Here is an 11,996-nt window from a genome sequence, read left to right on the forward strand (position 1 = left end):
GACGCTCGAATCAGCGCTTAGCGCAGGTTGATCGCAGTCTGCAGGAGCTCGTCCTGGGTCTTGATCGTCTGCGAGTTGGCCTGGTAGGCCCGCTGCGCCACGATCATGCTGACCAGTTCACGCGCCATGTCGACGTTGGACGTCTCGACCGCCCCGGAAACGATGCTGCCCAGCAGGCCGCTACCCGGCGCGCCGACCAGTTCCTGGCCCGATTCGTTGGAAGCGCGCCAGACGTTGTCGCCGGCGGGCGTCAAGCCTTCGGGGTTACGGAAGCTGACCAGGGCGACCTGACCGGCGGGGCGCGACTGCTCGTTGGAGTAGTTGCGCATGATGGTGCCGTCTTCATTGATGGTGATACCCACCAGGGTGCCCGAGGTGTAGCCATTCTGGGTCAGGCTGCTGACGGTAGAGGTGTTGCCGAACTGGGTGGTGCCGGCCAGGTTGAGGTCGAAGGTGAGATCCTCCGGCTCGCCGCCAAGGTAGTCGTTGGCGGCGAACGAGACACCCGCGATGGCGCCATTGGCATTGACGCTTCCCGCACCATTGATCAGCTTGCCGTTATTGTCGAACTGGACGGAAAATTCCGTCACGTTGCCGGCACCATCGTCCAACGTGGTACCGTCGAGCGTCATTCTCGCCGTCCAGTCGTTGGCCGCGGTCTTCTCGTAGTAGACAGTGATGTTACGCGGGTTGCCGAGCGAGTCGTAAACGGTGAAGTTATTGGAGTAGTGGTAGTCGATCATGGCCGGGTTGCCCGTCGAATCAACCGCTTCCACCGTACTAAGGTCGTCGCCGATCACCTTGCGCGCATCCAGGTTGAGCGTGGTACCGACGCGCGTGGTGGCGCTGGCATCCAGCTCTTCGGCAGAAACGTTCAGCGGCTGCGGCTGGCCGCCCACCTGTACCTGGCCGGCGGCGTTGAGGCCATAGCCCATGATCTGGAAGCCCTGAGCATTGATCAGGTTTCCGTCTGAGGTCATGGAGAGCTGACCGTTGCGCGAATAGACCACCTCGCCGCTGGTATCCATGTAGCGGAAGAAGCCTTCGCCGGCTACCGCCAGGTCCAGGTTGCGGTTGGTCGATTCGACGTTACCCTCGCTGAAGTTCTGCAGCACGGCCGACACCCGCGTTCCCAGGCCGACCTTGGAGTTGGCGAACACGTCGGAGAACTGGACGTTGGAGCCCTTGAACCCCACGGTCTGGGAGTTGGCAATGTTGTTGCCGATGGTGCCCAGCTTCTGCGACTGGGAATTCAGGCCGCTCAATGCTTGTGAAAAACTCATTGCTTCGTTCCTCTGCCTACCGGCGAAAAATGCCGCTATGCGCGGTTCTCGTATTCAGTGAATGTGGGTCAAAGAATCTGCTTGACCTGGTCGAGGCCGACCTGGCCATAGACGGCGCCCAGGTCCAGCTTCACGCCACCGTTCTTGTCGGGAGGCGTCACCCCACCGACCACGGCATAGTTGAGCGTGGTGCCGTCTACCGTCATGTCGCCGCTGGTGGCCTCGATACGAACGCGATAGGAGCCCGGAGCCGCCACCTCGCCCTCGCTGGTACGGCCATCCCAGGTGAACGACTCCACTCCCTCCTTGGCCGAGCCGATGTCGTAGCGATTGATCACCTGGCCGCTGGCATTGGTGATCACGACACGGACGTTATCGGCCGACTGGGGCAGCTCGATGCCGAACGGCGTGGTATGCGGCTCGCCCTCTTCGCCATGCTCGAGCAGCACGCGATCGCCCGGCACCAGCACGCCCTTGCCGATCAGGCCGGTGGCCTGCAGGGTCTGGCCGGCGTTCATCTGGTCGGTGATGCCCGAGAGCGTCTCGTTGAGATCCTCGATGCCGCTGACGGTGTTGATCTGCGCCAGCTGACTGGTCATCTCGTGGTTGTCCATCGGCTTGAGCGGATCCTGGTGCTGCATCTGGGCAATCAGCAGGGTCATGAAATTGTTGCGCAGGTCGGCAGACTGGCTGGCATCGCGGGCGGCCGGGCCGCCCTGGTTCATGCGCGTGACGACATTGGCATCAATGGTGTTCGACATGGCGATCAGCCCTCGCCCAGCGTGAGTGTCTTGAGCATCATCTGCTTGCTGGTGTTCATGACCTCGACGTTGGCCTGATAGGAGCGCGACGCTGAGATCATGTTGACCATTTCGTGCACCGGCTCGACGTTGGGCATCGACACGTAGCCCTCCTCATTGGCCAGCGGGTGCTCGGGGCGGTATTCCAGGCGCAGCGGCGCGGGGTCCTCGACGATGTCACGCACCCCGACGCCACCGATGCCCCGCCCGCCCTGCAGACGTGACTCGAACATGACCTGCTTGGCACGGTAGGCCTCGCCGTCCGGCCCGGCCACGCTGTCGGCGTTGGCCAGGTTGCTGGCGGTGACGTTCATGCGCTGCGACTGGGCGCTCATGGCCGAGCCGGCGATATCGAACACGGAAAACATCGACATGGTAATATCTCACTCCTCTGTCAGTTCCGGCCTGTCATTCCGGCTGCATGGCGTTCTTCAGCCCCTGGATGCGGCTGTTCATGAAGGTCAGCGCCGCCTGGTAGCGCACCGCATTGTCGGCGAACTGGGTACGCTCGCGGTCCATGTCCACGGTATTGCCATCCAGGCTCGGCTGGTCCGGAATGCGATAGAGCAGCTCATGCCGGGGCATCGCCATGGCCTGCCCCGCCAGGTGCCGCTCGGAAGTGCGCGCCAGCGATAACCCGCCGCCTGACGACCGCCCGTGCTCGACCGCCCTCTTCAGCTCGCTGGCGAAGTCGATGTCGCGCGCCTTGTAGTTGGGCGTATCGGCGTTGGCGATATTGCTCGCCAGCACCTGGTGGCGCTGCTGGCGCAGGCCCAGCGCCTGCTGGTGGTAATTAAAGGCGGCCTCGAGCTGGTCGATCATGCCGGCACTCCCGTGCAAACCCAGTGGATGACATGCGGAACTTCTTGAGGTTGAAGAATAGCGATGCCGTTGTCATGTCAATGGCAGGAACAGGCCGGTTTTCCTCGTTCATTTCCGCTGTTTCAGTCCGTCGCCTGTCGCTAGAATCTGGCCATCACCCCTGCTGGACGACCTTGCCCGATGCGTCTGATCCGCCTCGCCCTGCTGCTGCCGCTGACGCTGGCCCTCCTGCCGCTGCCTGCGGCGGCCACGGCTGACGACACCGAACTGCTGCAAGCCGTGCATGCGTTCCTGCACGAGCAGGCAAGCACCCTAGGCGACGAACTGATCATCGAGCTGCGTCTGCCATCAGCGAGGCTGCCGGCCTGCGAATCCCCCGAGCCCTTTCTTGCCCGTCCGGGCGACGTTCCCCTCGGGCGCGTTTCCGTAGGCGTACGCTGTGGCAGTGACGGCCGGCAGGTGCGCTACCTGCAGGCCGACATCGGCGCGCTGGGGGAGTATCCGGTTCTCACCGCTCCGCTGGCGGCAGGCGAGACCGTCCGTCGCGAACACTTGGCCATGCAGTCAGGCAACCTCGCCGAGCTGCCGAACCGAACCTTGCTCGATATTGACGAGATCGTCGGCCAGGTGGCGACCCGCCCGCTCAGCCCGGAGCAGCCCCTGCAGGCTCATCAGTTCCGCAGCCTGCCGCTGGTGGAGAGAAACCAGCGCGTCGTGGTCGAGGCCAGGGGCGCGGCGTTTCGCATCACCCGCGAGGGTCAGGCACTGGAGCCGGGAGCCATGGGCGACCGGGTCAGGGTTCGCTTCGACAGCCGTGAAGTCGTGACCGCCGAGGTGGTCGGCGAGGGCACCCTTGTCGTAGACTTCTGATATTGCCACGCTGGCGAGCCATACCGGACGAGGCAGGAGCAACGCCGCCTCGAAAACCTGCATCGAAGATCGGGCCTAAAGTTAATCCGCGCGCCGCCGATAACAGCTGAAAGCATCCGGTCATGAGGCCAATATCGTGAAGATCAACAGCCAGAACCCCCTGACTCGCCCGACGCAGACGACGCCGCGCGAGGAGACGCAGCCGGTCAAGGGCGCCACCTCGGCCAAGCAGCAGGAACCCGGTCCGTCGGCCGCCACCCACCTCAGCCAGAAGGCCGCCGACACCTCGCGCGACGTCGACATGGCGCGGGTCGAGGAGATTCGCGAAGCCATTCGCGAGGGGCGACTGGAAGTCCGTGCCGAGCGCATTGCCGATGCCCTGATCGAATCCCTGGCAGCGGAGCGCCGCGGGGAATGAGCCTGGCGAAGCTTCTTCAAGAGCAGCAGCAGCGCCTGAATGGCGTGATCGACCTGCTCCGGCACGAGCGCACCGTGCTGGCCGGTGCGCACATCGATGGCCATCTGCTCGGCGAGATCGCCGGGCGCAAGCAGGCGCTGCTGACCAAGCTGGAAACCAGCGAGACGCTGCGCCAGGGCGTGCAGCAGCGCCTGGGCTATGCCAGCGGAGCGCAAGGTGCGCGACAGGCAGCAGCCGACGCCGGCTGTGAGCACGCCTGGCTCCATACCCTGGAGCTGACCCGCGAGGCCCAGCGCCTCAATGCACTCAACGGCAAGCTGGTGGAGCTGCGCATGGAGCAGAACACCCGCCTGCTGGCGTTCATCCACCAAGCCGCCGAGAAGACCGTCTATCGCGCCAGCGGGCGCGTTGCCGCCCAATCGGGACGCATCAACGCCTCGGTCTAGGCACGGATTCGCCAGCCGCTTCCTCCCCTCGACTCGACAGTCGTCACAAGACCTCCTGCCACGACGCCTGACACCTCCTGCCACGACGCCTGACTCTGACGGCCCTCTGCGCTACACGCCCCACCGCTGCGGACGTGCCCGTGCCGCTACCACAGGCTGTTGATCAAATCGTCGTCGCAGGTCGTGATCACCACGGTATTACGCCCCTCCGCCTTGGCCTTGTAGCTCGCCTCGTCGGCACGCGCGAGCACGGTCTCGGCGGCTTCATCCCCCTCCTGCAGCGCCGTTACCCCCATGCTGAGAGTGATGCTGTACGTCTTGGCCTCGTTGGTTACGGTGACTTCGGACACGGCGCGGCGTAAGGACTCCGCGATCTCCCCTGCCTGCTTGAGCGTACAGCTGGGCAACAGGACGGCAAATTCGTCCCCGCCCTGGCGGGCGACGTGATCGCTGCGGCGAACCTCCCAGGCCACTACCTGGGCAACCCGGCGCAGCATCTCGTCACCCAGGGCGTGTCCGCCCTCGTCATTGATCGGCTTGAAGTGATCGAGATCGAACAGGATCAGCACCGAGGGAGTGCCCGTCTTGGCATACTCCGCCAGCGCCTCCTCGAGACGCCGCTCGAAGCCACGCCGATTGAGCAGGCCGGTCAGGGGGTCGTGTTCGGCCTCCCAGCGCTGCAGCGCCTCCTGCTGCCGACGCTCGGTGATGTCCTTGACCATGCCCACGAAGCCCAGCGCCTGCTCATTGCCCAGCACCTGGCTGGCATGCACCTCGACCCACAGCGTGGCCCCGTTGGGGTGGAGGAAGCGAAGCTGACGCACGAAGTCGCTACCGGTCGCCAGGGTATGACGCCACATGTCCTCGGCTCCCTGCTTGTCGGCCGGGTGAATGCGCTCCCACCAATCTTTGAATCCATGAGAAGCTTCCAATCCGAGGAGTTCGAGCAGTGCCGGATTCAGGTAGTTGAGGCGGCCGTTCAGATCCGCCACGAACATGCCGATGGGCGTCGAACCGAGAACGGCGTCGAGGAACGCCTGCCGATCGCGCAGGTGCTCGAGCGCCGCCAGCCGCTCATGCTCGAGCCGGTTGAAGCTGCTGGCCACCTGACGCAACTCATGCATATTGGTGGAGAGTTCCAGATAGCGCCTCTCTCCCGCCCCGACCTGGGCGATCTGCCGCTCGAGCCGATGCAGGGGACGCAGCAGCCGCCTCACCAGCAGACGCATGGTGACCAGCATGACGACCGCCAGCACCAGCCAGGCCCACCAGAGCCGCCCCAGGAAGTCACCCAGAGGTTGCCGAACCTGGGCCTGAGGCACCGCCACCTTGACGACCCAGCCGGCCGGCCAGATCTGACGATACGACATGAGGGTCGGCGTCCCCCCGCTGTCCCGGGCAACCGTCTCGCCCTGCCAGCCATCCAGCGCCAGCTGTCGCGCCGGCGCATCGGCGAGATCCTCCTCGCGGGCCAGCGATGGCTGCCGACGCGGATGAAAGAGCCGTTCTCCGCTGACGGCGAATACCGACACGTAGCCATCCTCGCCCAGGCGAATCGTCTCCAGGCGGCGAAACAGCCCCCCTCGGGCGAGGTTGATCATGCCCCCGACGACACCGGCGAAATGCCCTTGCTCATCAAAGCGCGGCACCAGCATGAGCACCAGCGACTCCCCGCTTGCCCTGCCGGTGAAGGGGCGGCTGACGTAGGGCCACGGCGAGTGCCGGACCATGCGGAAATATTCGGTGTCGGCGGTTTCCAGTCCCACACGACCTGGTACGATGGGCCAATCGGCGACCACGCGGCCTTCGGCATCGGTGACCATCAGCCCTTCGAACCACTCCATTAGCACTTGGCTGTTCGCCAACCGGGACGAAAGCTCGTCGGCCTCGACTTCGCGCAGGCTACGCTCGAGCCGCTTGAGCGCACCCAGCCGGCGCTCGACCTGCCGAGTCAGGTCGTCGGCAATCAGCCGCGATTCATAGCGCAGATGCGACAGGTTGGCCTCATCGACGAGCCCCTTGCCGAACTGCCAGGCCAATACCAGAACGATGCCGACGATGACCAGCCAGGTCATGGCCAGTCCGGCAAGGAGGCGCCCCTGCAGCGAGCAGATCGAGCGGGCCAGGGACGCGATAGATGCCATCACGTGCAATGAAATCTCCTGGATGGAGGGAAATAGGGCCTGTCGGCTTCGGCTTGACAGAGTGTGCCGCCTGTTCCTGGCAGCCCCGCACGGAGGCAGGAGAAGCTAACCTTGTTATCGGCACGCCCTAAGCGAACTTGAGCCCTGTAGACGCATCAAAGCATGTTACCCAACATGACGAACGCGCTCCTCAACGCAAGGAGGCTGCCTCGCTCAAGTCCTGGCGAGACAGGACGATATAGAACCTAGATCGAACCGAATTTCACTTTACCGAAGCCGTTCCGATGACCGAAAAAGGTAACCGCCCCCCGGGCAAGCAGCTGCACGTCCTTGCCCAGCATCCGGCTCGGCTGGTGCAACACGCCTTCGAGCAGAGCCAGACCGGCCTGGTCATCACCGATGGCGATGGCAACATTTTGCTGGTCAATGACGCCTTCTGTCGCATCGCCGGCGTCGACAGCGCTGAAACGCGCGGCTGGCCGATCGAGCACTTTTACCTTTCCCGGCGCATACCTTCGCATCTGCCGGTTACCGCTGAGACCCCTCCGAACGTGACACACTCCTGGCAGCAGGAGGTGCTCTGTCGCCGAGCCGACGGGGAATCGCTGCCGGTCCTGATGACGGTCGACGCCATTCTCGACGCACACCAGCAGCCGCGCCATTTCCTGCACACCTTCGTCCAGCTCACCAGCGCCAATGGCGAATGGCTCGACGATCGCCACTGGATACATATCGACCCCATCACCGGCCTGCCCAACTGGCTGCTGCTGCGTGATCGCCTGGGCCACGCCCTGGCCCAGGCCGAACGCGCCGACACCACCCTGGCGCTGCTGTTCATCGATATCGATCGGTTCAAGGCCATCAACGACTCGCTAGGCCATACCGAGGGCGATCGCATGCTGGGCGAGCTGGCCCAGCGCCTGCAGCGCGAAGTGCGCAGTAGGGATACCCTGGCGAGGCTCGGCAGCGACCAGTTCGTGGTGCTGCTGGAAAAGGACGGCACTCCCGAATCGGCACAGCTGGTCGCAGAGCGCCTGCAGGAGGCGCTGGAGCCGCCATTCACCTCCGGCGATCGTTACCTGCTGATGACGGCGTCGATCGGCATCGCCCTCTACCCCACCGATGCGCAGGACGTCGAAACGCTGCTCACGGCGGCTCGCGGAGCCATGTTCACGGCCCGCAAGAAAGGGCCGGGGCGACTGGCCTTCGTCGACCATCGGCTGACGGCGCAACTCAAGGAGAAGCACCGGCTCGAGACGCTGCTCAGCGAAGCCATCCACATGCCGAACCAACACTTCGAGCTGCACTACCAGCCGGAGCTCGATCGGCGCAGCCTGCACTGCACCGGCCTGGAAGCCGTGCTGCGCTGGAAGCGTCCCACGCGCTGGCAGCACCCCCCGGGGCACTACCTGGACACACTCGCCCGCCTGGGGCTAGGCGTACGGCTCAACCGCTGGATGATCCAGACGGCGGTCGCCGACCATCGTCAGTGGCACGACAGCGGGTCTGACCTCGGGCGTCTTCCCGTCTCTCTCCAGCTCTGCGAATCGCACCTGGCGCAGGACACCTTCGATCATCGACCGCTGGATCTCTTCCTGCGACACCAGGAGATGAACTCCTTCGAGTGGCTGACGCTGAAGGTGCCCGCCCACGGGCTCGGCAGCGACCTGGACCGAGCCATCCACTTGCTGAAGCGGCTCGAGCGGCTCGGCATCCGCCTTGCGGTGGAGGGCTTCGGCAGGGATTCCGTCGACCTCCCCTGGCTCGCCCGTCTGCCCTTCCAGAAAGCCACCGTCGATGCCCGGCTGGTCGGCATGCATCATGACGGACGGCGCCTGGTGGAAGCGTCGTGCCGCATGCTGAACGCTCTCGACATAGAGCCAGTGATCGTCGGTATCGACGACGAAAGCCTGGCGACAGCCGTGGAAGGCGTTTCCGCACGCCTCGTGCAGGGCAACCTGTACAGCCCGGCCATGGCGGCGGCAGCGCTGTCGCCATGGCTCGAGGCACATGGGCCGGTCGAGGAGTGACGGGGCTCGAGCCGAAAGGCGCCGCTAGCGCGCCAGGTCGAGCCGCTCGGGGAAGCTGGGCGGAAAGGCGGCGAGATAGGCCTCGCTGACCCGCAGCACCCGGGCATCGTCATGCTTGCCTCCCGCCAACTGGAATCCTACCGGCAGGCCACACGGCGTGAAGCCGCAAGGTACGGATGCGGCGGGCTGCTGGCTGAGATTGAAGGGGTAGGAAAACGGCGCCCACTCCTCCCAGTCTCGCATGCCGGCATCCGGTGGTACGTCATGATGGAGGGGAAAGGGGCGCACCGCTACCGAAGGTGTCATGACCAGGTGATAACGCTGATTGAAGTGTTCGAGCCTCTCGGTCAGGCGCGCCCGTTCCTTGAGCGCATAGAACATGTCCAGCGCACTCAGCCGTTCGGCCCGCTTGGCGTCGGCCACCAGGCCGGGGTCGAGCAGCCGACGCTGCCGCTCGCCGTGCTCGCGATACACCGCCAGCGAAGCGGTGAACCACAGCGTATTGAAGATTCGGATGGGCGACTCGAAGCCCGGGTCCACCTCCTCCACCACGGCGCCGAGTTCCTCGAGCCGATGGGCTGCCTTGCGCACGCACTCGGCCACCTCGGCCTCCACCCGGGCGTAGCCCAGCGTAGGCGAGTAGGCGATGCGCATGCCCTCGAGCCCTTGGCCGAGCTCCTCCCCCCAGTCCTGGGGCTGTCCGCGCAGCGCGTAAGGGTCGCGATAGTCGTAGCGTCCTATCACGTTCAGCATCCGGGCCGCATCGGACACGGTGCGTGTCAGAGGGCCCAGGTGCGAGAGCGAGGCCTCCTTGGAACGCGGCCACTCCGGCACCCAGCCGAAGGTGGGCTTGAAGCCGAACACACCGCAGAATGACGCGGGGATGCGGATCGAGCCACCGGAATCGCCCCCCTGGTGCAGCACCCCCATGTTGAGCGCCGCCGCCACCGCCGCGCCGCCCGACGAGCCGCCCGGTGTCAGCCCGGTGTGCCACGGATTGGCCGTCGCGCCGAAGATGCGGTTGTCGGTGATGGCCTTCCAGCCGAACTCGGGCGTATTGGTCTTGCCCAGAATCACCGCGCCGGCCTCGCGCAACATGCGTGCCGGCGGGGAATCCCGCTCGCAGGGCGCAGCCGACTCCGTCAACGACCCCTTGCGCGCCGGCAGGCCAAGAGACTCGGTCAGATCCTTCAGCGAGACGGGAATGCCATCGATATCACTGAGCGGGCGCCCTTGACGCCAGCGCCGGGCCGAGGCTTCGGCAGCCGCCTGCGCCCCCTCCCTGTCGACCACCACGTAGGCGTTGACGGCGCTGTTGAAGCGGTCGATACGCTCGAGTGCGGCATTCGTTGCCTCCAAGGGAGAAGCCGTGCCGCTTGCAAAGTGCTGGCGAAGCTGCCCCGCATCCATGGTGCCGAGATCGGTGTCGCTCACAAGAACCTCCGTTTTTCCAGTGAGACCCTCCTATGATTGTGGGAAAGACCTGCCATCTTGGGCAAATGGCGCGTACCCCACGCGGTATGGCCCCAGCGGCTAGCGGCGGACCGGTCGAGCCTCCCGCTGCCTGCTCAGCAGCCATGCGCCTGCTACCGCGGCGGCGGCCGCCGATACCAGCACCGCCCGGCGCAGGCGTGGCGAACGAAAGCGACCGTCGATGCGTCGCTCCCCCCGAGGCGGTGCGAACAGGTTTCCCGACGACTCGGCCACAGGCCGCGCCCGACGCAGCGCGGCTTCGACCAGGCCGGCATTGATTCGGCTGTAGCCAGGCAGCCATTGGGCCACCGGCGCCAGCACGGCGGGCAGACCGACGTAGACACTGTGCCGCGGGCGCATGGCGAGCCCGACGATGGCTCTCGCGGTACGCCGTGGGTCGTAGACCGGCGGCACAGGCGCAACGAGCCGGCCCGTATGGTTCGCCCCATCCCGGAAGCCCGGCGTGTCCATCACCGCGGGAAATACCTGGCAAACATGGATGTTCGGCCAGCGCCGCAGCTCACCGCGCAGGCTCTCGCCAAAGGCACGCAAGCCGAACTTCGCCGCGCTGTACGAAGCGGCGTACGGCTGCGGCGCCCACCCTCCCAGCGAGACGTTGTCGATCAGCGTACCGTACCCCTGCCGCTTGAAGTACGGCAGCACGGCATGGGCACCGCGCAGGCTGCCCAACAGGTCGGTCTGGATCACCTGCTCATGCGCCTCGCGAGGCACCTGCTCGAAGGCTCCCAGCGCGCCGACCCCGGCGTTGTTGACCCAGACGTCGATACGGCCTGCGGTCGCGTAGGCCTCCCTGGCGACTCGCGACATGTCGTCAGGCCGACTGACGTCGGCGACGACGATTCTCGCCTGGCCGCCCAGGCGATGGCACGCCTCGGCCACACCGTGCAGGGCCTGGCGGTCGCGGGCGACGAGAAACAGCGCAGCACCGCGACGCGCGAACTCGTGAGCAGCGGCTCGGCCAATGCCGCTCGAAGCACCGGTGAGCACGACGACCGTGTCGTGCAAGTCATGGGTACGCATCTCGACTCCTCCTCCCTGTTGGCGACGCTGCGGGCCGGTATCGACGGCGCGGCGCACCCGACACGCGTTGCCGTGCCCATAACGTAGCCGAGCAGGCCAGGAATGGCCCAGCGCATGCCGGCCATTTTGTATCCTTGCGTTTCAAGCGGCTAACCTTGGTTAATAGATACAAACGACGACAAGGAAATGAAAATGAACAAGGTATGGGTCGCTGCCGCCTGCGTGGCCGGCATCGGCGCCGGCATTTATCTACACAACGCCCGGAACCAGGCAGAACGGGTGAGCCCGGATGAGCTGACGCCGGACCAGCAGCGCTACTGTGAGCAGGTCGAACAGTGGTACCGGGAGGAGATGCTCGATGTCGCGCCCAAGTGGCGCCTCGGCCACCCCGACGAGCAGGGTACGTATACCCAGTGGTGCGCGGATAGATAGGACGCTGCGGCAGGCACACGAAAAAGCCGCCTGGCGCGATGCGCCAAGCGGCTGATTCGTAAAAGCTTGTTGGTGGAGCCTAGCGGGATCGAACCGCTGACCTCAACACTGCCAGTGTTGCGCTCTCCCAGCTGAGCTAAGGCCCCACGCGTTCCCGACCTCTCGAGAACGAGGCGTATCTTACCTACCGCGACAGAGCTCGTCAATAGGCTCGCGCCATGTCGTCCTTGCGTTGAG

At 65.3% G+C, this 11,996-nt stretch carries 12 protein-coding genes and 1 tRNA gene; 5 read left to right on the top strand and 8 right to left on the bottom strand.

The window, feature by feature from the left end; all coding sequences use genetic code 11:
• Positions 1 to 17 precede the first annotated feature (17 nt).
• From flgE to flgB, 4 genes are all read right to left on the bottom strand, one after another.
• Positions 18 to 1,283 (bottom strand): flagellar hook protein FlgE, encoded by a 1,266-nt coding sequence (gene flgE, locus HNO51_RS12350; protein ID WP_197447659.1) that lies wholly within the window; start codon positions 1,281 to 1,283, stop codon positions 18 to 20.
• A gap of 68 nt (positions 1,284 to 1,351) precedes the next feature.
• Complete coding sequence (locus HNO51_RS12355; protein WP_209537564.1) at positions 1,352 to 2,044, bottom strand: flagellar hook assembly protein FlgD; 693 nt, start codon at positions 2,042 to 2,044, stop codon at positions 1,352 to 1,354.
• A gap of 5 nt (positions 2,045 to 2,049) precedes the next feature.
• On the bottom strand, positions 2,050 to 2,457 hold the full coding sequence (gene flgC / locus HNO51_RS12360) for a flagellar basal body rod protein FlgC (protein ID WP_197447661.1): 408 nt from the start codon (positions 2,455 to 2,457) through the stop codon (positions 2,050 to 2,052).
• A gap of 34 nt (positions 2,458 to 2,491) precedes the next feature.
• Positions 2,492 to 2,905 (bottom strand): flagellar basal body rod protein FlgB, encoded by a 414-nt coding sequence (gene flgB / locus HNO51_RS12365; RefSeq protein WP_209537565.1) that lies wholly within the window; start codon positions 2,903 to 2,905, stop codon positions 2,492 to 2,494.
• Positions 2,906 to 3,085: 180 nt separating this feature from the next.
• Here flgB and flgA point away from each other — a divergent pair, with 180 nt between their 5' ends.
• The 3 genes from flgA to HNO51_RS12380 all read left to right on the top strand — a co-directional run bounded on the left by flgA (position 3,086) and on the right by HNO51_RS12380 (position 4,639).
• Positions 3,086 to 3,775 carry a flagellar basal body P-ring formation chaperone FlgA gene (gene flgA, locus HNO51_RS12370; RefSeq protein WP_209537566.1) on the top strand — a complete coding sequence of 230 codons (690 nt, stop codon included), beginning with the start codon at positions 3,086 to 3,088 and terminating at the stop codon, positions 3,773 to 3,775.
• A 136-nt stretch (positions 3,776 to 3,911) separates the two neighbouring features.
• Entirely contained in the window at positions 3,912 to 4,193 is a 282-nt protein-coding gene (flgM, locus tag HNO51_RS12375; RefSeq protein ID WP_197447664.1) for a flagellar biosynthesis anti-sigma factor FlgM, read from the top strand.
• A complete protein-coding gene (locus HNO51_RS12380; RefSeq protein WP_209537567.1) occupies positions 4,190 to 4,639 on the top strand; it encodes a flagella synthesis protein FlgN in 450 nt (149 codons plus the stop codon). Before flgM ends, HNO51_RS12380 begins: the two co-directional genes overlap by 4 nt.
• Before the next feature lie 146 nt (positions 4,640 to 4,785).
• On the opposite strand, the gene HNO51_RS12385 is transcribed toward HNO51_RS12380, so the two are convergent.
• Positions 4,786 to 6,783 carry a diguanylate cyclase gene (locus tag HNO51_RS12385; protein WP_209539232.1) on the bottom strand — a complete coding sequence of 666 codons (1,998 nt, stop codon included), beginning with the start codon at positions 6,781 to 6,783 and terminating at the stop codon, positions 4,786 to 4,788.
• A gap of 284 nt (positions 6,784 to 7,067) precedes the next feature.
• Here HNO51_RS12385 and HNO51_RS12390 point away from each other — a divergent pair, with 284 nt between their 5' ends.
• Positions 7,068 to 8,813, top strand: coding sequence for a putative bifunctional diguanylate cyclase/phosphodiesterase (locus HNO51_RS12390; protein ID WP_197447666.1), 1,746 nt, complete (start codon positions 7,068 to 7,070; stop codon positions 8,811 to 8,813).
• 24 nt (positions 8,814 to 8,837) lie between these two features.
• On the opposite strand, the gene HNO51_RS12395 is transcribed toward HNO51_RS12390, so the two are convergent.
• Positions 8,838 to 10,247 (bottom strand): amidase, encoded by a 1,410-nt coding sequence (locus HNO51_RS12395; RefSeq protein ID WP_209537568.1) that lies wholly within the window; start codon positions 10,245 to 10,247, stop codon positions 8,838 to 8,840.
• A gap of 99 nt (positions 10,248 to 10,346) precedes the next feature.
• The gene (locus tag HNO51_RS12400) at positions 10,347 to 11,327 is read right to left on the bottom strand and encodes an SDR family oxidoreductase (protein ID WP_209537569.1); all 981 of its coding nucleotides are present in this window, start codon (positions 11,325 to 11,327) and stop codon (positions 10,347 to 10,349) included.
• Between the two features lie 192 nt (positions 11,328 to 11,519).
• Here HNO51_RS12400 and HNO51_RS12405 point away from each other — a divergent pair, with 192 nt between their 5' ends.
• On the top strand, positions 11,520 to 11,759 hold the full coding sequence (locus tag HNO51_RS12405; protein ID WP_197447669.1) for a hypothetical protein: 240 nt from the start codon (positions 11,520 to 11,522) through the stop codon (positions 11,757 to 11,759).
• Between the two features lie 70 nt (positions 11,760 to 11,829).
• Here the strand turns inward: HNO51_RS12405 and HNO51_RS12410 are convergent.
• Positions 11,830 to 11,905 (bottom strand) — tRNA-Ala (locus HNO51_RS12410).
• Between the last annotated feature and the right edge of the window lie 91 nt (positions 11,906 to 11,996).

Source organism: Billgrantia sulfidoxydans, from assembly GCF_017868775.1.
In the GTDB taxonomy this organism is placed as follows: Bacteria; Pseudomonadota; Gammaproteobacteria; order Pseudomonadales; family Halomonadaceae; genus Halomonas; species Halomonas sulfidoxydans.

Bases quoted from the DNA above. Each gene is read 5' to 3' on its own strand.
- flgB (WP_209537565.1), bottom strand. From the start codon at position 2,905: ATGATCGACCAGCTCGAGGCCGCCTTTAATTACCACCAGCAGGCGCTG.
- HNO51_RS12390 (WP_197447666.1), top strand. From the start codon at position 7,068: ATGACCGAAAAAGGTAACCGCCCCCCGGGCAAGCAGCTGCACGTCCTT.
- flgE (WP_197447659.1), bottom strand. From the start codon at position 1,283: ATGAGTTTTTCACAAGCATTGAGCGGCCTGAATTCCCAGTCGCAGAAG.
- HNO51_RS12355 (WP_209537564.1), bottom strand. From the start codon at position 2,044: ATGTCGAACACCATTGATGCCAATGTCGTCACGCGCATGAACCAGGGC.
- flgC (WP_197447661.1), bottom strand. From the start codon at position 2,457: ATGTCGATGTTTTCCGTGTTCGATATCGCCGGCTCGGCCATGAGCGCC.
- HNO51_RS12380 (WP_209537567.1), top strand. From the start codon at position 4,190: ATGAGCCTGGCGAAGCTTCTTCAAGAGCAGCAGCAGCGCCTGAATGGC.
- HNO51_RS12405 (WP_197447669.1), top strand. From the start codon at position 11,520: ATGAACAAGGTATGGGTCGCTGCCGCCTGCGTGGCCGGCATCGGCGCC.
- HNO51_RS12400 (WP_209537569.1), bottom strand. From the start codon at position 11,327: ATGCGTACCCATGACTTGCACGACACGGTCGTCGTGCTCACCGGTGCT.
- HNO51_RS12385 (WP_209539232.1), bottom strand. From the start codon at position 6,783: ATGGCATCTATCGCGTCCCTGGCCCGCTCGATCTGCTCGCTGCAGGGG.
- flgA (WP_209537566.1), top strand. From the start codon at position 3,086: ATGCGTCTGATCCGCCTCGCCCTGCTGCTGCCGCTGACGCTGGCCCTC.